11 protein-coding genes and 3 pseudogenes are annotated in these 25,596 nt (G+C 60.5%); 2 read left to right on the plus strand and 12 right to left on the minus strand.

Annotated elements, in window-relative coordinates:
* Both JS533_RS10270 and JS533_RS10275 read right to left on the minus strand, forming a co-directional pair.
* Nucleotides 1-1,296, minus strand: a pseudogene (locus JS533_RS10270) (carbohydrate-binding domain-containing protein); the annotation flags it as partial.
* 10 nt (nt 1,297-1,306) lie between these two features.
* Nucleotides 1,307-2,191, minus strand: coding sequence for a hypothetical protein (locus JS533_RS10275; protein WP_241514353.1), 885 nt, complete (start codon nt 2,189-2,191; stop codon nt 1,307-1,309).
* A 1,040-nt stretch (nt 2,192-3,231) separates the two neighbouring features.
* Between JS533_RS10275 and JS533_RS10280 the strand changes: the two are divergent.
* Both JS533_RS10280 and JS533_RS10285 read left to right on the plus strand, forming a co-directional pair.
* Nucleotides 3,232-4,488, plus strand: a pseudogene (locus JS533_RS10280) (IS3 family transposase); the annotation flags it as partial.
* 92 nt (nt 4,489-4,580) lie between these two features.
* Nucleotides 4,581-6,314 (plus strand): ATP-binding protein, encoded by a 1,734-nt coding sequence (locus JS533_RS10285; protein ID WP_241514357.1) that lies wholly within the window; start codon nt 4,581-4,583, stop codon nt 6,312-6,314.
* Nucleotides 6,315-6,459: 145 nt separating this feature from the next.
* Here the strand turns inward: JS533_RS10285 and JS533_RS10290 are convergent, their stop codons facing one another.
* From JS533_RS10290 to JS533_RS10335, 10 genes and pseudogenes are all read right to left on the minus strand, one after another.
* Nucleotides 6,460-8,529 carry a beta-N-acetylhexosaminidase gene (locus tag JS533_RS10290; protein ID WP_241514359.1) on the minus strand — a complete coding sequence of 690 codons (2,070 nt, stop codon included), beginning with the start codon at nt 8,527-8,529 and terminating at the stop codon, nt 6,460-6,462.
* Nucleotides 8,530-8,608: 79 nt separating this feature from the next.
* Nucleotides 8,609-9,493, minus strand: coding sequence for a carbohydrate ABC transporter permease (locus tag JS533_RS10295; protein WP_241514360.1), 885 nt, complete (start codon nt 9,491-9,493; stop codon nt 8,609-8,611).
* A complete protein-coding gene (locus tag JS533_RS10300; RefSeq protein WP_241514362.1) occupies nt 9,490-10,431 on the minus strand; it encodes a carbohydrate ABC transporter permease in 942 nt (313 codons plus the stop codon). The genes JS533_RS10295 and JS533_RS10300 overlap by 4 nt, the downstream gene beginning before the upstream one ends.
* 86 nt (nt 10,432-10,517) lie before the next feature.
* The gene (locus JS533_RS10305; RefSeq protein ID WP_241514363.1) at nt 10,518-11,822 is read right to left on the minus strand and encodes a sugar ABC transporter substrate-binding protein; all 1,305 of its coding nucleotides are present in this window, start codon (nt 11,820-11,822) and stop codon (nt 10,518-10,520) included.
* Between the two features lie 150 nt (nt 11,823-11,972).
* Nucleotides 11,973-13,229, minus strand: coding sequence for an ISL3 family transposase (locus JS533_RS10310; protein WP_241514364.1), 1,257 nt, complete (start codon nt 13,227-13,229; stop codon nt 11,973-11,975).
* Nucleotides 13,230-13,806: 577 nt separating this feature from the next.
* Nucleotides 13,807-15,993, minus strand: coding sequence for a hypothetical protein (locus JS533_RS10315; RefSeq protein ID WP_241514366.1), 2,187 nt, complete (start codon nt 15,991-15,993; stop codon nt 13,807-13,809).
* 248 nt (nt 15,994-16,241) lie between these two features.
* Nucleotides 16,242-17,081 (minus strand): isopeptide-forming domain-containing protein, encoded by an 840-nt coding sequence (locus JS533_RS10320; protein WP_241514373.1) that lies wholly within the window; start codon nt 17,079-17,081, stop codon nt 16,242-16,244.
* Between the two features lie 28 nt (nt 17,082-17,109).
* On the minus strand, nt 17,110-18,105 hold the full coding sequence (locus tag JS533_RS10325) for a class C sortase (RefSeq protein WP_241514368.1): 996 nt from the start codon (nt 18,103-18,105) through the stop codon (nt 17,110-17,112).
* Nucleotides 18,106-18,401: 296 nt separating this feature from the next.
* Entirely contained in the window at nt 18,402-20,156 is a 1,755-nt protein-coding gene (locus tag JS533_RS10330) for a SpaH/EbpB family LPXTG-anchored major pilin (protein WP_241514370.1), read from the minus strand.
* A gap of 1,331 nt (nt 20,157-21,487) precedes the next feature.
* A pseudogene (locus JS533_RS10335) lies at nt 21,488-25,468 on the minus strand (cell surface protein); the annotation flags it as partial.
* Between the last annotated feature and the right edge of the window lie 128 nt (nt 25,469-25,596).

Raw genomic sequence — 25,596 nt, forward strand, 5'->3', positions numbered from 1 at the left:
CGTGTAGTACAGGCAGGTAGTCACCGAATGATTGTCAGCGGCTGTGATGCCGATTTTCTCGTTGTTCGTGGAATTTTCGTCGTAACGGTTCGCATGGCCGTCCTGCCCGTTGTACGTGGAGACGGACTGTCCGGTGTCGCCGCCGAGCCACTTGTCCTGATAACCGCTCGCCTTAAGCGCGGGAACACCGTCCCAATACCATTCCACCGTACTCGAATCACGACTGGTGAACCACGTATCCATCAACTGGAACGTATTCGAACGGATACGGTATCGGCTTTTGTGGTACGGGTTCATGATCGCAAGGTCCGAACCGGCAGTCTTGTCCTGCGTGTCCACCGTGGACCGGTTGTCCGTGTTCGCGTCCAGCTGATCGTTCACCTTGTTATCGAACAAGGCGATGTTGCCGCCCTTGGACGCGGCAGAATTGCCCGACGGGCAGAACCACAGGCCGCCGCCGAAATGACCCGCCGTATTCGACCAGGCGACCGCGCGGCCCACGTACGTGGTCGTGTTCTCCTCCGTGTAGATAGCACCGCCCAGATAACCCGACGCATTGTTCTTATACTCGCCGCCGGTGATGAACGCGGTAGACCCGTTCATCAGGAACACCGCGCCGCCCGCGCCGCCCGCGGTGATCTGCGTGGCCGGACCAGTTAGCATCGTCTGAATGTTCGTGTCATAGGGACCTGCCGGTTTATCGATCGCGGCCCAGTTGCCCTCGAACGCCGGTTTGGTCGCGCTGGCGTCGGCGCTGTTGCGGATCCACATCTTGCCGCGCGCCCACACCGCTCCGCCGCCCGAACCGAAATCACGGGCCTTCGCGTAATTACCCCGGAACTTGACGTCGCCCTGAATCGTCAGACTGGCGCTTTGGATGACATGATTCTCATTGTCTCTGACGTCAATCGAATAGATCGCGCCGCCGCCTGCTTGGCCTCCGTAGGGGCCGCCATAGCAGTTATCCTGAGTGTTCGAGCCCACATCCACCGAACAAGCGCCCGGGTCCTGGCCGTTGCCTGTGAACAGGCCGCCGGTAATGATCGTCGTGGAACCGGTGGCATGGATCGCTCCGCCGCCGGTCCAGTCCGCATTTGAAGTGGCCTTGTTTCCATTGAACGTGCCTCCGGTGACCGTCAGGGTTCCCTCATTGTCGTTGGACAGTGCGCCGCCGCCATTGCCTTTTGCTGTATTGCCCGTGAACGTGCCGCCGGTGACCGTCAGGCTGCCTCCGGAATGGACGGCTCCGCCGACGGTGTTTGACGTGTTGCCTTGGAACGTACCGCCGGTAACCACATACGCGCCCTTATACTTGCCGTCCGTGTGCTTGCCCTGGTTGTTCAGGTAGGCGACGCCTCCCGCAAATGCGGTGCTGTTGTTCTGGAAAGTGCCCCCCGTTGATCGTGATGCTCGACGAACCGGTCACGTTCATGTCGGACAGGACGCTGCCGCGCACGCCCGTGTTGTTCTCGAACGTGCCGCCATCAATCGTGACCGTGCCGCCATTGTTGGAGAACACGCCTGTCGCGGCGGCTGAGCCGGTGACGATGTGGTCGAACGCGCCGCCCTGTACGAGCAGCGTGCCGCCCATGTTCAACGCGACCGCCGCGGTTTCGTTCTGGCCGCCGGCGTTCGCCGCAAGATCATTCACCGTCAAATAGCGGAACGCGCCGCCGTTGAACTGCATGGTTCCGTTCGTTTCGATGCGCGCGAACCTGCGGGTCGCCGTCTTGTCTTTCGTGCCGCCGTACGTGAACCTGTCGTCCGCGGTCGCGCCGACCACCAGCGCGCCGTTCGCCTTCACTTCGAACAGCTGGCCGGCCGCATCCCCGTCGGCCGAGGTCAGGACGGGCGTCGACCCGTCGAGCGTGGTGGTCAGACCGATCGTCCTCGTCACGTTCACCGTCGCGCCCTTGTCGGCGACGATCGGCGTGGTGATCGTGACACGAGTGTCCTGCATCGTGTTGCCCGCGCATTCGACCAGTTTTGCCCACGTCCGCACGTCGCCGCATCCCATCATCGTGTCCACGGGAAACGCGACTCCCGAATCAGCTGCCGGAGTCTGATCGGCCTGCACCGTCGCGTCTCCCGCGGCGGGTTCCGCGATCGCGGTCGCGGGCGTGGCGAGGATCATGCCGCCGGCCAGCACGGTCGCGACCAGTTTGCTGCAACGTCGCGTGAATCGTGTCATATCCAAGCTCGCCTTTTCCACATCTGGCTCGTTTGCTGTCGAAAATCTCATCTCAGTTACCAAAACATACACCTTTCCCCCGAAAATAGGGGGCATCATGCCTGATTTTGTCTTTGATAATCCCCTAAACATGAGTCAAAATCGCCCTATCCCCCGATATATCAGCTCTTCGTATTTGGGCGCGTACGGGCGTGTGGGTGTGAGGGTGTGGGCATAGACGGTACACGTACGCGGCTCATGACCGTACTTAATGACCCGTCTATGCCCACGCTCCCGTATATGAACCGGATATGCCCACGTTCATCAGGCCGAATAGCCCGCTTACACCCACACGCAGCGCGGCTTCGGTCTTCGAGATGGTTTTCGATCTGGAAAATGATCCGCTTATGCCCACACCCGGTATTCGATGAGGCTGATTCACCGTGTCCGTCAGACGTGGTGTGGGTGGAAACGGTACATGATGAAGACGAAGAAGAATCAGCATCCGAACAACACCTGAATACGGGGGTTATGGGGAGCGAATCTTGACCACGCACGATTTCTCGAGACGGGGTTGTCGAAATAACGGTTCCTTGCATGTTGGTATGCATGCGCGTGCGGCCCGTGGTATTGGAATCGCGCTGCGCGCGATGCTGTGCTTGTTGGCGGCGCAGAGCGCCGCGACGCTCCCCCAGTCAGCCTGCAATTACGGACAGCCTTCGGCTGACTGCTTGCTGGCTCACTATCGCTCGCCCTCGCCTAAAAACAGTCCACTGGACTGTTTTCTTCACGGCTCGGCCTATCCGAGGGGGCCGAGGCTACCGCCAGCTGTGTTTTGTCAAGTTGGGGTGGGCCGTTTCGGCGTTTCTTTTGGTCCGTTTGAGCGGTTGGTTTTGGGGGTGCGGACGAAATGTTGGACGCCTTGGGCGTCCGGATTGGAGTCCGTGATGTATTCGCAGGAGATAAGGGTGCGTGTCCTTGATCTGCATTTCGTGGATGGGTTGAGCGTGCGCGCCATCGCCGGGATGGAGAACATGCCCGTGCGTGCCACGATTGACGCATGGGTGCACGCCGACCCGAGGTACCGGCCACCGGTTCCGGGTGGATACGGGGCGTCGTATACGCTGGAGACCAGATTGGAGGCCGCACGTGCGCTCCTGCGCGGCGGCGACGCGAGGACGGTCGCCGCCGCGGTGGGATGCACGCCGTCGAGCGTGTACGCGTGGGCCCGCAGGTATCGCGAGGAAGGCGGCGCCGGCATGGTCACGGGACGGGAAAGCGACGTCGGGGCATCGGACGTCCCGCCGGCGGATGGCGCGGACGTGGAGGCGTTGCGCCGGCAGGTGGAGGCCCTGCGGCTGGAGAACGCGGTGATGCGGGAGACGATCAGGGTTTTAAAAGCCGACGACCCGCGCCTCGACCCGTCCATGCTGACGAACGGGGAGAGGACGCGGGTCGTCGACGCGATCAGGGGTGAGTTCGGTCTGGCCCGCGCGCTGGAGGCTGTGGGCCTGAAGCGCAGCACCTACTATTACGAGCGCGGCGTCATCGCCGCTGGCGACAGATACGCCGTGCTGCGGGCCCGCGTCACGGACCTGTTCGAGGCCGGTGGTCGTGTGTGGGTCTATCGGCGCATACACCGGATGCTGCGCCTGGACGGGGCGGATCCGCTCGTCGTCTCCGAGAAGGTCGTGCGCCGGATCATGCACGAGGAGAACCTCAGGCCCGTGTACCTGAAGCGTCCGAAGCGGTGGAGCTCGTACGCCGGCGAGGTGAGCGAGGCGCCCGCGAACCTCGTGGACAGGGACTTCCACGCCGATGCTCCGAACCGGCTGTGGGTCACGGACGTCACCCAGTTCACCATGGACGGGTACAAGTGCTGGCTCTCCCCGGTGGTCGACTGCTTCGACGGGATGGTCGTCTCCTGGACGCTGTCGAGGTCGCCGAACGCCGACATGGCGAACAGGATGCTCCTGGACGCCGTCGCCACGCTCAAGGACGGCGACAGACCGGTCATCCATTCGGACCGCGGCGTGCACTACCGATGGCCCGAGTGGATCGCGATATGCGACGAGCACGGACTGGCCAGGTCGATGAGCGCGAAGGGCTGTTCCCCTGACAACGCGGCGGCCGAGGGCTTCTTCGGCAGACTCAAGAACGAGTTCTACCACGGACGCGTCTGGACGGACGTCGGCTACGACGAGTTCCATCGACGCCTGTCAGCCTACCTGACCCACTACAATGAAACCCGTATCAAGCAGTCGCTGGGCTGGATGAGCCCGGTGCAATACCGCAAACACCTTGGACTGGTCGCCTAGCCGTCCAAAAAAACATCCGCACCCCCCTTCCACACGCTCAACCGGCCCACTTCCTATTGAACAGACACAGCCAGCACTGCAGGGCGTTAACAATGACCAAACGCGGCGGCCAGGCCGCCGCCGGGAACACAGTATTGCGCGTGCGCGCAATGCCGTTTTCATCGCGCGGCAGCGCGATGCTGAGATTGCGCTATCGCGCAATCTCACGGCAACACAGCATCACGCGACAGCGTGATTCCGATACCACCGGGGCAACGACCACACACGCCAAAATACGAAGAGCCGATATATCAGCTCAGAGCTTGAGTGAAAGACCTGACCGGAAGGCGCAAATCTCGAGCGCCAGACAAGAAACTTCATCCGTTTTGAGTGAAGATACGGCACAATCTTCACTCAAAACAGACGAAGATTTGATACAATCTTCATCGAAAACGAATGAAGATGGAGCCAACATGTCATTGTCATCGCTGATCGCAGAGTATCTCGACTTCACCATCCCGTCGTACATCACACGCGACAGCGCATCCATCAACGTGCCCAAGCCGGCGCGCAACAACGTGATCTACACCATCACCGGCGTACGGCGCTGCGGCAAAACCTACGCCATGTACCAGCTCATGGACAAGCTGATCGCAGACGGCGTCCCCCGCGACAGACTGTTCCACTTCTCCTTCGACGACGAGCGCATCATGCCGTTCTCCGACCATACGCTCTCCGACCTTCTGGACACGTACTACCGCATGGTGCCGCAGGCCGTGGATGGCTGCTACCTCCTGTTCGACGAGATTCAGGAAGCCCCATATTGGACGCATTTCATCCGCAGAGTAGCCGAACAGCACAACGTCACCATCTTGCTCACCGGCTCATCATCCAAGCTCCTGTCTTCGGACATCCCCACCAACCTGCGCGGACGATCGCTGTCACGCGAGATGTGGCCGCTGAGCTTCGCGGAATACTGCCAATTCCACGGCATATCCACGCAAGACGTTGCCGGCGAATATCCGGCGGCCGTGCGCAGGCCACTTCAAAACGCCTTCGACGATTATCTGAACGTCGGAGGTTTCCCCGCGGTGCAGACCATGACCGTGCTTGACCGCATGCGCATGCTGCAAGGCTACGCAGACGAAATCGTCATCAAGGATGTTCTGGAACGATTCGGCACGGCGTCACTGCGCGTGGCGACACGATTCTCGCGCAATGCGCTGCGTTCCACAGGACTCAAGTTTTCCGTGAATGCGCAAATCAAAACCCTGCGCAGCATGCAGGTTCCCGTTTCCGGCAACAAGCTGTACGATCTGCTCGACGATTTCGAAGATGCGCACCTGCTGTTCAAGGTCGGCGATTTCACGTTCTCCATCAAAGACAATCCGAAGGCATCCCGCAAGGTGTACGCCGTCGATCCGGGACTGTCCCTGGCCGTGGCCCCTGCGAATCATCTTGATCTTGGACAGCGGCTGGAAACCGCCGTGTTCGTGGAGCTGAAACGCCGATACGGCGGCAATCGCAGCAACGCCATCGCCTCATATTCCGCCTCGAACTGTCCCGAAGTGGATTTTGTGGTGGGAGACGACGCCACAGGCGAACCGTACCAGCTCATACAGGTCGCCGTTGAAACCGGCATTGACGCCACGACGGTCGACGATTTCGGCACGGCACAACTCACCGACAAGTTCCGCAGCGAAATCGGCAATCTGTCCGCCGCCATGGCCAACACCGGCATGGATCACGGCACGCTGATCTCCATCAATGAGGAAGGCACCGTCACCGTGACGTCCGGCACCATTGACGTCGTTCCTGCGTGGCGATGGTTTCTGACCAAGCCGTGAACGCGGCGGCACATCAATCACGCCGTCAGCAGCACCGCAGTATCGCGGCATCGGCAGAGACGGAGACCGCCACGACGATGAGGGACCGCAGATGCCGCTTCCGGCACCGGTCCCCCATCGTCGGCTGTTCGAGCGCGCCTCGTGCCTATTCGGCCTTGCGCAGTTCGTCGGCGAGACGCCAGACGACGTCGGCCACACGGCCGAGCTCGCCCTGTCGGCTGACCTCACGCCACGCGTCGCTGTAATCCTCGAACCATTCCTCCAACCGACGGGCGGTCAGACGGGCAGCCAAGCGGGCGTCGGCGCGCGCGTTCGCATTGTCGTCCGGCGCGTCCGTACCGTCGGCCGCAACATCGTGCACAGCACCGTCGGCCGCAGCAGCATCCGTCGCGGCACCAACCGCAACCCCGTTGAGCCGCGCAAGAATCACGCCGGCGTCGTTCAGCAGCCGCTGCCCGCGAATCGCGATCATGATCGGCTGCAGCACGCTGGCATGGTCCGATCCAGCAGCGCCCGCCACCGCAATGCCGATGTCGGCGAGCGCCCGGTCGAGGCTGGCGTTGCGACTGGCCACCTGATCAAGGCTCGGTTTCAGCCATGAGAGCAGATTGCGGCGCGCTTCGCCGAGCGTCGTGCTGTTGTGGATGAGCGGCGCGTAGACGTTTTCGTCGGTCCAGATCGCGTGCAGCACGTCCTGGTTCAGCGTGCCGCGGCGGTCCTCGTCCAGTTCGAGATAGCGGACGAGATTGTCCCAGCCGAAGCTGACCTGTTCGGAGGCGTCGCGCAGCGCGGCGAGCATGGTTCCGGTCCGGTCGCCGTATTCGAGCACGCTGATCCGACGGTTCATTTCGGCGATGTGCTCCACGGCTTCCGGGTTCCAGGCCGCCTGCGCACCGTAGATCATGCCGGGGATCGCCATGCGCGGATCGTTGACGTGACCGTAGTCGCCCCAGTCAGTGACGAGGAATCCGGCCGCATGATAGGCCAGACCGTACTTGGCGAGCCGGGTGATGTTGTTCCACGCCCAGTCCAGGCGAGGCAGCAGCGCGTTCCAGCACCACACCGCCGGGCACACGTATTGCGCGGCGCCGGATTCGGCCACGAGCCGCACTTTGTCGTCGGTGATGTTCGGCGAATACAGCCAGTTGAGCAGCAGCACGTTTTGGGGCAGCATGGTCAGGATTTCCGGCATTTCCACGGCGATGTCGCCCCAGAACATGGGTTCGCGCCCCTTGTCGGACAGGTGGCGGCAGAGCTTGGTCACGTAGTCCGCGTACATGCGGGCCACGCCGACGCGTTCCGCCTCGGGCTTGGAACGGCCCTTGCCCAGGTCGAACGTTTCGTCGCCGCAGATGTTGAACTTGCGCGTGCGGAACAGTTCCAGATACGAGTCGATCAGTTTGAGCGACAGTTCCAGCGACTCCGGTTCGGTGATGTTGAGCGTGTGGTGTTCCATGCGTTCGACGAAACTGTACGGACGGTCGGCCTGTTCGGGGAATTCGCCCAGCCGGCGAAGTTCGTGCGTGCGCAGCGCCATGTAATGATGGCCGAACGTGGATACGGACGGCACGAGTTCGATGCCGAGCTTCGCGCAGTAGTCGTCGAACGCGATGATGTCCGACGGCATGAGCGGGCTGACGCCGCGCCATGTTTCGCTCAGATCGTCGAATTTGAACGTGTGCTCGATGTAGAGCTGCAGTTGGTTGTACTTGTACAGGCAGAGCTTGTCGGCCCATCGTTTCAGCCAGTCGAGCGTGGGAACGCGGCCTCGCGTCGCGTCGAGATAGTAGCCGCGCACCTGATACGCGGGACTGTCGGATACCGTGATCGGCGGCACGACGGGCGCGGTCTGCCGGATCAGCTGCCGGAGCGTCTGCACGCCGTCGCGGACGCCCGCGCTGCCGCCGCCGGTGACGGTGATGCCGTCCGGCGTCGCGTCGAGCCGGTATTCGTCCGGCGCGAGACTCGCGTCCGTGCCGATGCGGACGAACGCGCGCCAATGGTCTCCCTGCGCGACGTCCCACGACAGTCCGGCGCATCGCCTGACGTCGTCGACGATCTGCCGCGCGAAGACGCAGGACGGATCGTCGGGCAGGTTTTCCACGACTCTTCCGCCCACGGGCAGCAGCACCGGAGCCCCCGTGCCGACACGCACCTCCCTGGGCTGCGGAATGAGTTCGAAATCAATGGTTTTCGTACCGTTGCTGTACTGCATGATCCTCCTTGATTGAAAACGGCGTCCGCCGGTAATCCGTGGCGAATCCATGACAATTCCGCCGCAGATCCCCGACGGATCAGCCCTTGGTGGCGCCGGCGGTGATGCCCTTGACCATGTTATGCTGCACGAGCATGAAAAAGACCACGACAGGCAGGCTGAAGATCACAGATCCCGCCATCTGGCCACCATAGTCGGTGCCTGTCAGCGGCGTGGAGAACGATGCCAACCACAGGGGCAGCGTGTATCTGTTCTGGTCCTTCATGAACGTGTACGCGGTCAGATAGTCGTTCCACGCGTTGATGAACGCGAACACCGATGTGGACACCACACCCGGAGCGACCAGCGGGAAGGTGATCTTCCACAGGATTTTCCAGTCACTTGCCCCGTCGACCTTGGCCGCTTCGAAAATATCGTCGGGAACGGCAAGGAAGAATCCTCGCATGTTCCAGATCGAGAACGGGAGCGTTCCCGCGATGTACGCGAGGATCAGGCCCGCGTACTTGTCGAGCAGGCCGAGCTGGTTGAACACGATGAACATCGGGATCAGCAGCGCGGTTCCGGGAATCATTTGAATGGCGAGGATGAGTATCATCAGTCCCTTGCGCGCCCGGAACCGGTACTGGGTCAGCGCCGAACAGGCGAGGAACGCGACGATGATGCTGAAAATCACGGCAAAGAACGTGACGATGACGCTGTTCTTCAAATTGATGAAGAAATTGGTCGCGAACAGTGCCTGCTGGAAATTCAGCAGGGTGGGATGCTGCGGCCAGAAGGTCGGATTGGTGCTCATCATTTCGCCGCGCGGTTTCATCGAGGTGATCAGCATCCAGTAGACAGGGAAGAACCAAATCAGGCAGAAGAACACGGCTACGATCGTCACCCAGGTCTGGCGCAGCAGACGATCCCAGAAAATCGGTTTGCGTTCCGTGGCGGTTTGCGTCCGACTCGTATGCTGACTCATAGATCCTCACCTGATTTCAGGAGATTGCGGATGTAAATGCTGGTAAGCAGCATCAGAATGACCGTGGTGATGATGCTGATGGCTGCGCCCTGGCCGATGTTGAAGTCGACGAACGCCTTCTTGTAGGTGAACACGCCGATCGTGCTGGTGGTGCCTTTCGGGCCGCCGGCGGAAACCAGCCAGATTTGATTGAATACGTTGAAATCCCAGATGATCGACAGCATGGTCACGACCATGATGGACGGCTGGATGAGCGGCACGATGATCTGCCAGTAGATGCGCAGCGGACCGGCGCCGTCAAGCTGCGCGGCTTCGATGCAGGACAGGTCGGCCTGCGTTTCCGCCGCATACAGCGTGATGGCGATGTAGGGAACGGCCTGCCAGACGACCAGCAGCCAAATGCAGACGAAGGCGAGCCACGTGTTGTTCGCCCATGACATGTTGGTCACGTCGCCGAACACGTGAAGCCGGCTCAACATCCAGTTGACGATTCCGTATCCCGGAGAAAACAGCCATTTCCAAACGATCGAGCTGGCCACGTTCGGCATGGCCCATGCGAAGATCAGCACGAAGGTGACGATGTATCGCATAACGCCGCCCAACCGCGTCATCATGTGTCCGACGCCCATGCCAATGAGCATGCTGCCCGCGACAAGAGCAAAGGTGAACAGGAAGGTCCTCAGCAGGGCCTTGTAGAATTCGTCGTCGGCCAACACGTTGGCAAACTGGGCGAATCCGGTGACGTTGAATTCTCCGGTGAACAGGCTGCGCTGATTGAAATCCGTGAATGACGTGAAGCACAGGAACGCCAACGGTGCGAATACAAGGACAATCAGGATCAGACCTGCCGGCGTAAGCAGGAAAGCCGGAGTATGCCCGCGACGGATGCGATGGTCCGCCGGTACCTGATCGATTGCCTGAGCTGCTGTTTGTGCCATTGCGTTATCTCATTCCCGATAGGATTTCCCGACAGGACGGCGGAGGGAACGACCGTCGACGACCGTTCCCTCCGCCGTCCCGCAGGTTATTTCGCGAACACCTCGTCGGCGTGCTGGTCGAAGTCCTTGGCTGCAGCCTCAACCGATTCGTTGCCGGTGGCGATCGTTCCGAACAGCTCGTTGATGGACTGGTCGCCTTCGATGGTCGTCCAGTTCGGCGAGTTGGGCGTGGCCTTCGAATTCAATGCCGCTTCAAAGAATCCCTTCTTGTATTCGGGGAAGTCGCTCGAGTTCATGATCTTCTGGACAAGCTCGGTGCTGTTGGGAAGCCAGCCGGTGGAACCGTACACGTACTTCTCCTGAATGTCGTCGCTTGTGGCGATTTTCAACCACTTGTACGCGTATTCCTGATTCTTGCTCTTTGCGGCGATGCCCCAATCGGAGCCGGCGATCATGCTTGGCTGCGTGCCGCCTTCCGGCGCGGGCATCGCGAACGTGCCGAAATCGTCTACGGTCATGCCGTCGCTGTTCTTCGCCACGGTTTCGACGCTGTTGTTGAGGATTGCGCTGGCCTTGCCGGCTCCCAGCACCTGATTCAGCGTAGGCTGATCACCTTCGTCGAGGCTGCGGGACGCTTCGGTGGAGTACTTGTTCTGGAACGCCTTCCATTCCTTGATGCCTTGCAGGGTCTTTGCGTCTGAGGCGCTGCCCTTCCAGGTTCCGCCCTCCTTCTTGGCGATGTCGCCGCCGGCGCCCCAAATGAACTGCAATGCCGCATACCAATACTTGCCGGGCATGTAGAACGGGGCGAAGTCTTTCTCGCCCTTATGCTGGGCGGCAACTTTGTCAAGATCGGCTTCGAGCTCGTCGAATGTGGTCGGAGCCGCCGTGATGCCGGCATCGGCCCACATCTTCTTGTTGTAAATGACCACACGGGAGGCGCCGAAGAACGGCACCGCATAAAGCTTGCCATCCACGGTGGCCGGGTCTTCCAGACCTTTCAGCCACGTCTTGCCGTTTGCAAGCTCGTCCTTCTTGCTGGTCAGGTCCATGAGGCCGCCGCTGGCGGCAAAGCCGGCGACCTGCGTGTTGCCCATGTCGATTAGGTCCGGCGGGGTGCTTGTGGACAGCGCTGTGGTGACCTTGGTGACGATGTCTCCCCATTCCTGCGTTTGCAGGTTGACTTTGACGCCTGTTTCCTTGGTGAACTCGTCGTTGATGGCTTTCACACCGTCATCGGACAGATCGCCGGCCATCAGCCAGACGGTGATTTCCTTCGGCTTTTCCGTGGATTGGCTGCTGCCGGTGGGTGCTCCCATCGAGCAACCGGACAGTGCGACGATGAATGACGTTGCTGCGGCGACAAGAGCCGTTCTCCATGTCTTCCTCATGCTTGTTCCTTAGTCTCGCATTTTGTTAATGCTCTTAACAAGAACGATTCCAGACTGTAGAAGCGCATTGTGGCATTATTATTGACCGATCATTACGCAACGATTTCATCATCGTGTTTATTAATAAGAGGCTTCTGTTGTTTTCGTGGGTTAGATCGCTGGTGTTGGTAGTTGGATGTTGAGTCCGCCGCAGCGGAGCATGATCAGGGCGATGAGGTTGTTGACGTGGTGGAAGCCGTAGGCCATGCGGATGGTGACTTTGATGCGGTTGTTGAACGCCTCGAGCCTGGCGTTGGAGTAGCCCAGTTCGATCGTGCGTAGGATGTCGGGGCGTCGTCTCCTGATCTTTTTGGAGAGTTCGACGATTTCGGGGATGCGCGAGTGTGACGCCCAGAACACCCAGTGGTTCAACTCGGTCTTGGCTTGGTCGAGGGGATGCTTGAGCAGGGTGCGCAGGAGTTCCTTGAGCTGCCATGAACGGTAGAGCTGGCCCTTGGGGTCCGTGTTCCCCAACGCGTCGAGCGTCTCGTTCTGCTTGCCGGTCAGTTGGTCGGGGTTCTTCAATACCGCGTATTTGACGCCGCGCATGCGTTGCGTCGCCTCCTCGTCATGTTTGCGTCGCGCTTGGTTCCACAGTCGTTTTCTGACCTTGTCGAGCGTGCCGGTCATCCAGGAGACGATGTGGAAGCCGTCGAGCACGCGTTCCGCGTTCGGGCAGTGCTCGGCGACGCACGAGTCGATCCAGCGGGCCCCGTCGCCGGTGACCACCTTGATGGACTCCTTCTGCTCGTCCGTCAGCTGCTGGAAGAACAGGTCGAACACGTCTTTGCCGTATCCGTCGTGCGCCCAGATGACGCGATGCCGCTCGTGGTCGACGACCACGGTCAAATACGTGTGGCCCTTCCTGTAGCTGGTCTCGTCCACGCCGATCGCCGTCAGGCCGTCGAACGGCGAGGGCATCGACGTCCTGAGCCGTTCGGCGACCCTATGGGCGATGTCGCCCGCGGTCCTCCACGCGATGCGCAGGAACCCGCTGACCGTTTTCTGGTTGGCGACGCTCATCAGCCATGCGCATTCCGTCTCGAAATCCCTCGTGAACCTCGAACCGGGTTCCGCCCACGGCACCCGGGCGACCACGACACCGCACTTCGGGCAGTCCACACGCGGCATCATGGCCACCAGCTCGACCCGCCAGCAGCCGAAGTCCTGGTGCCGCCAACGGCGCATGCCGCCGCCTTGGTCGTAACCGTGACGGCGTCTGCCGCATCGGGAGCATCGGAGCATGCCCTTGCGCGGGCGCACACGGATCTCGAGCACGGGCGTGGGACGCAGCGGCGAGTCGACGATCCGCGCGGTCTCGACCACCATGTTTTTGACGTTGAGGAGCTGGTTGAATATGCTGTTCATCAGGCGCTTGCTGGTTGCTTGTTTATCTTGGTCGAAAACATCCTACCCAGGAAGCGCTCTTCTCTTACTCCCTCAACGACTCAACGACGAACCCACACCCACGAAAACAACACAAGCGCCATTAATAATCAGTTCATAAACACTCTTAGCAAAACCGATCAGGCACAGACCGGGCAACAGGCAGGCATCGCGGATTCAGCGGGCAGATCGTGGTCGGTTCGGGCAGTAGCCGGCCTGCCATCCTCCATCCAGCATCCGTCAACATGCGCATGCGGGCATATCGTGACTATTACGAAGCATGCTTTTCGGGCATATCGTGACCATCTGTGGCCTTACGGGCAGATCGTGACCATTGTCGGAGGAAAATCGGCGGCACGTGGGCAGGATATGCCCGCAATCGAGTAAGGCAACACGATATACCCGCAAAACAGTCCTCTTAATAACCACGATATGCCCGCAATGATCACAATCATCGCAACGATCGCAATGATCGATACATCCGCAACCGCACAGCAAAAGACCGACTATCCAGACTCCCAAACCCAGACACTCCGTCGACCATCAACCGTCGCCAACCCTAGCGCTGAGTCCAGCGTCCGTTCACGTAGCTGCAGCGGGCTGCCATAACGTCCTTGCGGAACTCGCCCGCACCTTCCAGAATCATGTAGGCACCGGTTTCGGACGGGAACAATGAACGGTTGCGCTCCTCATCCTCCCGGAATATGGGCAGTCGGCGAATACGCTCGACCAGTCGACGGTACTGCTCGGAGAATCCTCCCGCCTGCCTCTTCTGCCGGAACTCCGGCGTGTTGATCATGGGAATCGGCTGTCTGCCCATGTCTTCCGCGCCGTCGAAATCCGGGTTCGTGCTCGCGTGGTCCGGTTGCCGGGAGAACAGCCCATGCCATACGATCAGCGTCAGAATCATCGACAGCACCAGGCAAATCACGCTGATCGAACACTCGAACGGCTTGGGCAGTATGGCGTGCAAATTGGTGGTGCCGTCGCTGTTGCTGTCGGCGACCGACGCAAGGTACGACACGGTCGCCAGAATCAAGTTTCCGTATACGAGCAGGTTGGGGTACGAGCTGAGCTCCTGCGACACCGCGTGCTGCACATCGTTCAATCGTCGGGCCACCCATAGCGTGAAGAACAGGGCGAGGCCGGCGAGCATGTTGCCGACGTTGTACAGATCGTTCCAATGATTGCCGAATGTGCCGAATGCGTGCAACGTGTTCCATAACGCGAACAACGTCAGTGCGGACGACCACGCGATGTTCGACAGGACGGAGGAAAGGCTGCTGACCAGTTTCAGTTTCAGATGCGCGAACGGAAGATAGCGCATCCAGCTGCCGCTCAGGTGCACGCGCCCGGAGTTGACGCTGAGTCGCAGCGGTTTCAGCGATTCGCCGCGCGCATCCCATTCGAGCCCGGCGATCACGCTGTTCGCCAGACGGCCGATTTCGACATGGTTCGACTCGGCGCCCATCATCTGGAATGCGAAGTCCAGATGGATGGAGTTCGGATGCGTGAGCCGATCCCATTTCGTTTCGCGATACCCGGTGTCGAACGACAATTTGGCCACGTTGCGTTTCGCGACCTGCTCCTCGTCCATGAGCATGATGCACGGATACGCGCTGGAGAACGACGACAGCAGCAGGATGAACGATTCGGCGGGGAGCGTCCAGTCGTTGCGGCCGTCGCGATCGTTGTTCCTGTTGGAATTGCCGGAATTGTTTTCTGCGTCCGTCGCTGCGGCGGCGATCTCTTCGATGACGTCAAGGAACGCCTCGAAAACCGAATCCGAGAAGAATTTCGTGCGCAGGCGTTTGGCCGCGTTGCCGTCCTCCTCCCAGATCATGGTTTCGCGTCCGGGCACGTTGTCGTCTTGCCGAATAATGTGCAGGAGACGAAGCAGATTGTCGTTCCGTTTCTCGTGCATCTGCGGGTCATCGCCGCGTTTCGCCATCACAGCCTCGTACAGGATCCGGAGTGTCCAATCGTAGGACGGCTGATAGTTGGTGACCGTCGTCAGAATATCGCGTTCGTTCAGCTTGTCCGGCGGAACGTCGCGGCCGCTGAACGACTTGGCTGCGATGATCCGGTTCACGAGCCGGGTTCGGGCGCGCCACCAGATTCGGCGCGCGAGCCGTTCCGCCGGTTGCACCGTATCCGCCGTCATCTTGACGGTTTTCGCCAGAGAGGTCCGCGTTTCGCGACGCTTTTCGTCCGGCATCGATTTGCCGCCGTGCGTTTTCGCGTATTCCTTGTCGGCCGCTTTTTCGGCTGCCGTCATGCGTATGACGATGTCCGTTTCCGTGTCGTGCTCGCCGGCGAGCACGTCCAGCCGGCCGAGCGCTTCAGCCATGTCGTTGAACAGATAGTCGAGCGCCGCGTACGCGAATTCGCGATTGTCGAACAGGCCGGCCAATGGCACGGATTGTCCGCCGCCGTCGACGACGTCCGCGTGGATCAGGTCGCCTTTGCCGAGGAACGTGACGGGAACGGCTATTCTGGGCTGTTCGTTGTCGCTTGAATAGGCGACGAACTTGTCTTTGGGCAGGGCGAAGTCGAAGCTGATGGCGCGTCTTGTGGTGCCTTGGTCGGTGAACGAGACGCTTTCCACGCGGCGTTTGATCCACTTGTGCTGTCCGAGGAGCAGCATGGCGCATTTCCACGCGAACTGCATGTAGTCGTCACCGACCTGCCATCCTCGCGGGTATTTCATGCCCTTCCAACCGTATCCGTTCGCCTCGTCGCCCATGATTCGCCTTCTCTCCGCCGACCCGACCGTATCTCAAGCGCCGCATCGCGGCCTGCGCCAGTCGCGTCGCCCAATGCACGATTGTCACACTACGATCGCTTCACCGCATGCCACGCCATACGCCCGGATGCTGAAACGCATGTCTTAAACCGCGCAGTCGTCCTATCGGGATTGTCAAGACACGCGCGACAAGGCGCTCTCGCCGATGATTGTCCCGTTCCGAAAGCGGGTCATCATGGCATCGCACGTTATTCGTCGGTTTCGCCGGATTGGTCCGATTCGCGGCCGCGCCGCAGGTCGCGGATGATGACGGCGGCTACGGTGAGGGCGATGGCGGCGACCGCGATGGTGCTGACGGCGGCGCCCGTGTCGGCGGGCTTGCCAGTGGTGCCGGTGCCGCCGGTATCACCAGTGCCGGTGCCCGTACCGGTATTGGTGCTGGTGCCGGTGCCGCCGGGGGTGTTGCCGGGCGTTTCGCCGGGCTCGTTCCCCGGATTGTCGCCGGGATTGTCGCCGGGGTTCTCCGGCTCCCCCGGTTTGCCGGGTTCCTCGGGCTCGCCCGGCTCGCTGGGGGTTCCGTCTCCGTTGTAGGAGAATTTCGGTTCGACGGTCACGTTGAGCTGCCCGCTGCCGTCGTCGGCGGTGCCGGGCACGGCCACGAGGAACGGGTCGCACGCGTATCGCTGGTTTGCTGCGGCGATGCCGGTGCGCGCGACGAGGTACAGTCCGATCGGCAGGTTGCGGAAGGTCAGCGAGCCGTTCGCGTCGGTCACGCCGGCGTGTTCGTACAGTTGGTGCGCGGTCGCGTGGTCGGTGAGTTTTTTGGCGGCCTCGTTGTATGCGGACGGGTCCATGTGTCCCCAGTCGTAGCCGAATTCCGAGAACGCGGTCAGCGTGTGGAACGCTTTGACGCTCCCGTTCTCGTCGAGGTCGGCGGATGCGACGCGCACGATCGAATACGTGTCGCCGGCCAGCGGCACGGCGCCGCTCGTGTCCCGGTTCCACACGGCGCTTACGGTCAGGCTGCCGGTCACGTTCTCCGCACTGGCTGGAGACGATGCGAAAAGTCCGGCAATGGCAATGATCATTGCTACGAAAGCGACGATGGTTCGCCTGCTACGAATGTTTGCCATGTCGTGCCGTTCCTTTCCGCGTTGGATTTGTCGATGATGCTGTTGACTGCTGCGATGATCCGTCGGAACCATCGGTTGCCGATGCCGCGCCGCCGCGCACGCCGAGCACGCTGTTGACGACCTGTTCGGCCGTGTCGACGCGGCGTCGCTTTTCGTCGCGGTTGCGCCAGATGCGCCAGCCGATGAGGAAGAGGATGAGCGCGATCGACGGGAGCGCGTATTGGAGCGGGATGTCCACGTGGAACGTGGGCTGCGCGTCCTTGTGTTCGGCGGGCGTGTACGGGATGCGGTGCGCGCGCACGAGCAGTCGGTGCGTGTTGACCGCGTACGGCGTGCAGGTGATGAGCGTGACCTGGTCCTTGCCTTTTTCGATCACGAGTTCCTTCGTGTCGGTGGGCAGGACGGTGATGATCTTGTCGACCTGGTACGCGTACGTGTCTTTCAGGATTTTGATGTAGAACTTGTCGCCTGTTTTCATCAGGTTCAAGTCCGTGAAGAGTTTGGCCGTGGGCAAGCCGCGATGCCCGGAGAGGGCCGCGTGCGTGGTGTCGCCGCCGACCGGCAGCGACGTTTGTTCGAGGTGTCCGATGCCGGATTGGAGGACTTCCTCGCTGGTGCCGTGGTAGATCGGCATGGTTTCCTTGAGCCGCGGAACGGTCAGGTAGCCCATCATGCCGTCGCCGTTCAGGTTGAGGAGACTGTTGTATTCCTTGTCGCTGGACGGCGTGTTGACCGCGCCGGACAGTGCGTCGGTCGCGCCCGCGTTCTGTTCGGCGAGCCGCTTGTTGTACTCGTGGGCCGCGTCGATCATCTGCTGATACTGTTCGTCGGTCAGCGAGTTGACTTGCGAATCGTAGTTGCCGACGACGCGGGAGGCGTTTTTCATGATGAGAAAGTTGCTGATCGTCGGATAGAACAGCACCAGCAGTCCCACCGCGATCACCACCAACGGCACAATCCGCCGCACTCTCCCCTTCATAACGCCCTTTCCATCATCCTTCGCAACCCAAACAGCGCCTATAAAGCTGGCGGAGCCTCGGCATCCTGCAATTAAGGACAGCCTTCGGCTGCCTGTATTGCTGGCTCGCTGTCGCTCGCTCCTCGCCTAAAAACGCCTCTGGCGTTTTCTTTACGGCTCGGCCTGGCTGAGGGGGCTGTCAGCGAAGCTGACTGGGGGAGCGTCAGAAGCCACGGAACGTCCCAAAGCCTCTGACCACCCCTAAGTCTCACTTCATTCAACAGCCCCACTCACCAAGAGAAGCCAAGAAATGGCACCTACTTAGCCGAATCCTTACGACCCGACTTCACATACCAAACCGTACCCAGCGCCACAACCAGCACGCCGATAACGGTGAACAGCATGGTGCCCCAGCCACCGGTGGACGGAAGAACGAGACCGTTCTTGTTCTCGACCGGAAGAACCGGGTGCTCGCCGGTACCGTCCTTGGTGTTGCCGTCCAGCGTGTAGGTGATCTTCCAGCCAGTCAGCTTGCCAGTGTGAGTACCGGTAACGTTGCCGTCCGTATCTGTATCATAGGTGGCATCGATCACAACCTTGATGGCGTTCTTCAGCTGGTTGTAGCCCTTCGGAGCCGCAGTCTCCTTCACCCAGTAAACGCCAGCAGCCAGGCCAGACACGTTGATTCGGCCAGAGGCCGGAGTGGTCATCTCAGAAAGGCCATCAGCATCCTGCTTCTCGGCGTACTTTACCTTGAGCTCAGCAGAACCAGAACCAGTCTGGGTCTGGGAGAACTTGAGCAGCGTGTCCTTCGTCTCATCGAAAGTGGACTTATTGAGATCCGTGGTATCCGATTCACGGTACACCTTGAACTTGGCACCTGCGAGTCGCTCGGAGGATTCATTGTAGATACGGCCGGTGTACTTGTCGATCGTGAACTCGAAGGTGTGAACCTCGACTTCGCTCGGCACGGATTTACCGGTCTGGTTGCTGGACGGATCGTTGCTGTATTCGATCTGGGCGCTGTTCTTGTTGCCAGTACTGCCGGACACGGCGTTGGCGTTGATCTTGGCGGAGTAGGTGACGGTGATCTCCTTGCCGGCGGCTTCCGAGTGCTTGTTCTTGAGGTCGGTCAGAATAACCTTAATCGTCGTGGAGGTCTTGAGGTCCGGGTTATCTTTGTCATCCTTGTTCTCCGTGACGGACACCGTGAAATCAGTGCCCTTGGTCAGGGGGACATCAGCACCGTTCGTACCCGCACCAATGATCTTGACGGTCGGAGTGAACTGCTGTACATCAGTGACACTGTCATCAGCTGCGTTCGGAACCAAGTCGAGGCCCTTGGACAGGGTATCGTGGAACGTGAAGACATAGCCTTCGGTGTAGTCCGCCATGTTGGCGGCAACAGTGGACTTCAGCGTGTACTCGACGGTGTCGCCGATGTTCTTGTCCGTAGCGGGCTTCTCGTCAACGGTCTTGTCGATGGTCGGATACTCGTGCTTGAGCTGAATGGACACGTCGTTCTTCTCGTCGGTCACATTCACCAGCAGCGGGTTGTACGTGCCGTCAACGGTCTGCTGCTTCTTGTCGGGAGCGATCAGGTAGTAGCCAAGGCCCAGATCAGTGAACGTATAAGCCCTTGCATCCGTAGCAATCGTCCCACTCTGCTTGTCTACGTCAATTTTGTTGGTCTCAGCCCAAATGACCGCCTTGCGAGCAAAATCGGCCAGCTGGGTGTCGTTGAGACCGCGAATGTACTTTGCAGCGTTTGCGGAAAGATTCGTATCGTTAGCGATCGTGGTGCCCGCTTCTCCGCTGGTAAAGAACGGCTTCCACTTGTCTTCCAGAGTGTAGTCAATGGACAGGTTTCCGTCCTTGTCCTGAGTCGGGCTGACGTTGGCCGCGCTGAACATCTTGTACAGCTTCAGCTCTCCTGCAAAGCCAACCACCGTGTTCACGGTGATGGAGCGGTCGCCAGCCGCAGACGCGGTGAGGGCGCCGAGCCCAGCGAAGCCGAGCGTGGTCGCAACGGCGATGAGCACCGCTGCGAGTTTCTTGATCAGTGACTTCATCACTGTATCCTTTCTCCTTAATTGCCTGTGGCATTCCAGTCGAACCGGTTTGCCTCAATCTGGACATTTCTGTTGCCCGCCGCCGAAGCGACGGAAATCTTTAATGGTGCGTTGCGCTCATCGCGTTATTCATCGCAAAGGCGCCGGCTCTTGTACTTCTGTCATGCCGAGCACACGCTCCCTCACTCTTGTCATTTCGAGCGAGGCGAAGCCGAGTCGAGAAATCTTTCAGAACCGTTGATGGACGGAGAAGATTTCTCCACTCGCTGCGCTCGGTCGAAATGACAGAATAAAGACCACGCTCGGCTGAAATGACGGGGAATCTACGATGCATGGTGACGACCTCGCCTTCTGCGCGCACCGACGACACCGGCCTCACGCAAGTACCATGCGGTGCCGAGTCCGAGGACGATCACGGCAAGCATCGCAATCCACTGTGTGCCGGACGATCCCGTGTCGGGCATCTTCCACGGCGAGTTCGTCACGGTCGCCACGTACTCCTTGGTGTCGTACGCAACGGTCACATGGTATCCCGCGTCGGTCGGCGTCTTGTCGTAGTCGCGCACCGGATCCTTGCCCTGATACGTGACGGCGATCTCCTGCACGGTGTACGTGTACGGGTGAATCGTGCCGTCCTTGTCCTGAACCGCGATCGGCAGGTTCTTGACGACCTTGCGCCACGTGTTGCTGTTTCCGTCGGAAGCGTCGTCCGCGCTCAGCGTCACGTTCCACGGGTTGCCCTGCTTGGTGTAGGACCCCGTGCCGGTTTCCGGAGCGCTGCCGGTGGCACAATCGTCCGTCGGACAATAGATGTTGGCCGGCGTCACGATCTTGCCGTTCGCGTCCGTGTAGGTCGCGGTGATGCGCAGCGTGATCGACTTGGGACGTTCCGCCGTCCGGCCGCCGTTGTCATCCCACACCTTGCGCAGCGTCAAATTGATCGCCTGGCATCCGTCCAAACCGCACGGATCCTGGCCATCATCCGGCTCCGGCGTCAACCCGCTCGTATTGTCCGTGACGGCCACGTTCAGCATGAGCACCGCCTCCGCCGCCGACACGTACACGTTCATGAACTTGGACTTCTTCGCGCCGTTCTCGTCAGGATCGTTCACGCCGCCCACATTGTTGGACACCAGCGCATCCTTGTAGTCGGCAAACTGCTTGATGTACGGCGTCACGACGGGCTCACCCCACTGGTTCTGCTTGTTGGCAAGATGCGCGACATCGTATCGGTTGAGATTGAGCTTGAGCGCACCGGTCACATCGATCGCCTGACCGTCCTTATCAGTCACATTGTCCATATGCGATCCGTACGTGAACTGCTTCTTGTCGGCGGTCAACGCATACGACCAGCTCGACGGTACATCACGATAGATGTGGTACGTGTTGGTGTTGCCCTCGATGTCATACACGTCGTTGAAGTTGTAGGAGGACTTCAGCTTGGTCATGCCACTGAACGGTCCAACCAGATCGGCGGTGCCGCGAATCATGTCCGCATAGGTCATGTCGTCGTGTTCGAACAGACCCTCGTCGTTCAGAGCGACGAAACCGCCGGCATAGCCAGTCTTGAGATCCTTCGTGCCATCGGACTCCTGGGTCGCTCCCCCGCCGAACACGTCATAGCCGTCGGCGATGCCCTGCACCGAGGAGTACGTGACCTTTGTACGGTTGGCCTTGATGAGTTCGACGGTCAGGTTCGAACGCAACTGATTCTCGTCGACTCCGCCGTCCTTCGTGCACGGCAGTTTGATGGTCGAGTCGCCGATGGTGATGATCGCCACGTCCTCCTGCTGCTGGTTCTCCGCGTCGGCTCGGGACAGTGCGACGCCGATCTTCAAGCCGAACAGGTTGACGTACAACAGTTCACCTTCGGCAAGGACCTTGAGATCGATGACCTTGCCCAGCGCCGGGAACCATTTGCCCAAATCGATGACGCCGAGGTCCTCGGCCTTGTTGAGGTACAACAGCTTCAACAGCGCGTTGACTACCTTGAGGATGAAGTCGAGCAGCACGGAGCTGATCTCGGCATCGACCAGATACGCCATCGTCGTCTCGCCGACGAAACCACCGGCAAGTTCGCCGCTGGAAACCTTCTTGAGTCCGGTGACGGTGGAACGGCTGATGCGCGCCAGATCAGCGTATCCGGCGAAACCGCCGGCCACTTCACGTCCGGTCGCCGCGTCGGTGCCGGCCTGGTAGTCGACTCCGTCATGCGATACGGCGACGGTAAAGCCGTCGGCGATGCCGCTGACGGACGAATCATCGACGTGCGAACCCCAGATGTCGAGCACGCCGGCCGTCGCGCCGAGCAGCTTGGCCACTTCGGCGTTATTAACGTCAACCGTGCCGGCTTTGCCGAGATGGCCGACGAAACCACCGGCATAGTTGACGCCGTTCACGCTGTTGAGGTTCGTGACCTTGCCGTAGTCGACGGTGCCGTTGATGAGACCGCCGCCGAAACCGCCGGCAGCACCCGTGTACTGCTTCGAGTTGAGGATGCCCTGCTGGCTTGCATCATGAGCTTTGACCTGAATGCCGTCAGCAACACCGTTCACATTCGCATGATGGATGAACGTGCGGAACGCCTCGAGCGCACTGATGTTGCCAGCCTTGATGAGCTTCAGCAACAGTTCGGTACTCTGGTCGGAACCGTCCGTGCCATCAGTACCGGCGATGGACGCAACCGCGGTCACATCGGCTTGACCGAAGAAGCCACCCGCATACTGGCCGCCTTCCACGGATCGCAGACCGTCCACAGTCAACGTATCGGTATCGGACGCGCCGCCCTTCTCGGTACCGGCCACAACGGCCTTCATCGACCCGGCGAAACCGCCGGCCGCACGCGCGTACTTGGTCGCGGTTTTGCCGTCCGCACCGGTCACGCTGTATGCACCTTCGACTGTGAAACCCCAGGCCGCGGCGGCTTGATCGTCCTTCACCGAGGTGACTTTCGCGCCACGCACGGTGGAGACGGTGGCCTGAACGACCTGTGCCAGATCGTTCGGCGTGGAGATCAACGCATCGAGCAGCTTCTGCAGGATGCCTTCGGACGCGTTCGTGTTCACGTCGGCAACGCCGGCCGCGGTAATGAGACCCGCGTAACCGCCGATCGCGTTCGTGCCCTTGACGCGACGCAGGTTGGTCACATTGCAGCCGGTGGCACTATAACCTTCATGCGTGGAGCCGATCGTCCAACGGTTGTCGGTTTTCTCGGCGTCGTCGAAGGTCTTGTCGCCCCAGATCTGTGCGCCGGAAGCATAACCGACGTATCCACCGGCGAAACCGTTGGCGTGCGTTAGGTCGGTGCCGGTCGCCTCGACGGTCATGCCACGGCGGTAGCCGGTGACGGACGAGCTTTTGACGACGGGCACAAACACGTTCAGGGCACTCACGAGTTTGCTGAGATTGAGTTTGATAATGTTCAGCACATTGGCATTGCCGAATTCCACGGCGCCGCCGGATTCCATCGCGCCGGCGAAACCGCCCGCAGCGCGCATGGCCTTGACCAGCTTGGTGTCCGACGCCTGACCGTTCGTGACGGTGCCGGCACGCATCAGGCCGACGTAGCCTCCGGCCACGCCGCCCTGCGACTCGTTCGCATTCTGCGTGTAGACGGTTCGTCCGGCGACCACGTTCGTGCCGTACACATACGTGGCAAACGCCTTATTAAGATCGTCCTGAGTCGTGATCTGGTCGGCGTGCTCGAGCAGCTCGGCGAATTCCTTGCCGTATGCGCCGGTCAGACCGACCGACTTGACCCAATCCTTCCAAGTCTTGATGTCGAGGTTGTGCAGCGGGCCGGTGACCTTCGTGTTCTCGTCGGTCGGGTATGCCACGCCGAGTGCGCCGAGCAGGTTGTCGACCGAGATCAGGCCGAACAGCAGACTCAGGCTGCCGGTTTTCGCGGTGCTGGCCGCTTGCATGAATCCGGTGAAGCCGCCGGCGAACTCGGCGCCATACACGGAGCGGATGCGCGCGGCATAGGCGGTGCGCTTCTCTCCGTTGTAATGGTTGTGGTCGTCGTTTTCGCTCTTCCATGGAGCATTGTTGTTGCCCCAGATGTGGCCGCCCTCGTCATGGCCCACATAGCCGCCGGCCATGCCGCGAAGCACGTACTCGTCGGATGCGGCCTGGGCGCGCACTGCAGCGCCGCACGGCACCGCATCGGTGGACGAGTTGCGGATCGTCGGCACGAAGTCCTGCAGCAACGAGGCGAACGTGCCGCCCGTGTTGATCAGACCGTTCAGAATCGTCATGTCGCTGCCGAGCACGCTGGCCACATCGCCCGGAGCGATGCCGCCAGCGTAACCGCCGGCGGTGATCTGACCGATGATGTACGCGAAGTTGTGCGCGTTGGAATCCTGGACATGACCGCCCATCACGCGTCCGGCGAAACCGCCGGCCTCGCCCAGCGGATTCTTCGCGCTGCCTTCGGTGGCGATGCCATCGCCGTGGTTCGTGTTCTCTTCGCTCGTATCACTGGCAAGTACCGAGTAGCCCGATGCCGCACCGGTCACGTCGGAATGTTCGATCGTGGAGACGACGACGGAAAGTACTTTGGTGATATCGGCCAGATTGATGACGTTCAGTACCTTTAGGCCGCCGCCGACGGAAGCCGCGGAGCCGATGTCCATCTTGCCGATATAACCGCCTGCGTAGCGCTTTGCCGTAATTGCATATGCGCTTTGCGGTTCGTCGAAATAGGTGCTGCCGTCAACACCTTCAAGCTGCTTGGGTTCGGTGACCTTGGTGTATCGAAGTTGCGTCACATCGCTGTTCGACACCTGTACGCCGGAACCGTACCCGATAAAACCACCGGCAGAACCGGACTGCGAGTCGAGCGTATCAAGCCGCAGGGCGCTGACGACCAGTCCCGGATTCTTTGGGTCGCTCGTCATCCGGCCGCTGGTCTGTTCCACGGTTTCAGCACCAGACTTGACTCCGGCCGCCGTGATGTACGGCACGTATGCAGCGGCGATGGATGCCAACTGGGTGATGTCGATGCTCAGGTTTTCGGTATGGAGCTTTTCACCCAAGCCGCCAAGGATGTTCAGGCCCTTGCCGGCGTCGGCCAAGGCGCCGGAATGCACTTTGCCGCCGAAACCGCCTGCGTAGGAGCCGCCGGTCACCGTATCAATGTTGTATACGGCCCACGGTTCCTTGGCATCATCACTGTTTTTCTTGCCGCTATTGTCGACTTTGCCGCTCTGGAAATCGCCTGCGTAACCGCCTGCCATGTTTGCGGTTACGTTGCCGCCATTGACGTAGCGGACATCCGTGTTCGTATACTTTGGAACCATGTAGCCGACCGCGGTGACCGGTCTGTACACGGTATTCGCTGACATGGAATACGGAAACGCCGGCGGTTTCGTCGGTCTGTCCGAAACCGGCGGACTGGCGGACGTGGCTGACGATACTTCGATCATCGAACTCGTCAAGG

The organism is Bifidobacterium amazonense, from assembly GCF_018555435.2.
Classification (GTDB): Bacteria; Actinomycetota; Actinomycetes; order Actinomycetales; family Bifidobacteriaceae; genus Bifidobacterium; species Bifidobacterium amazonense.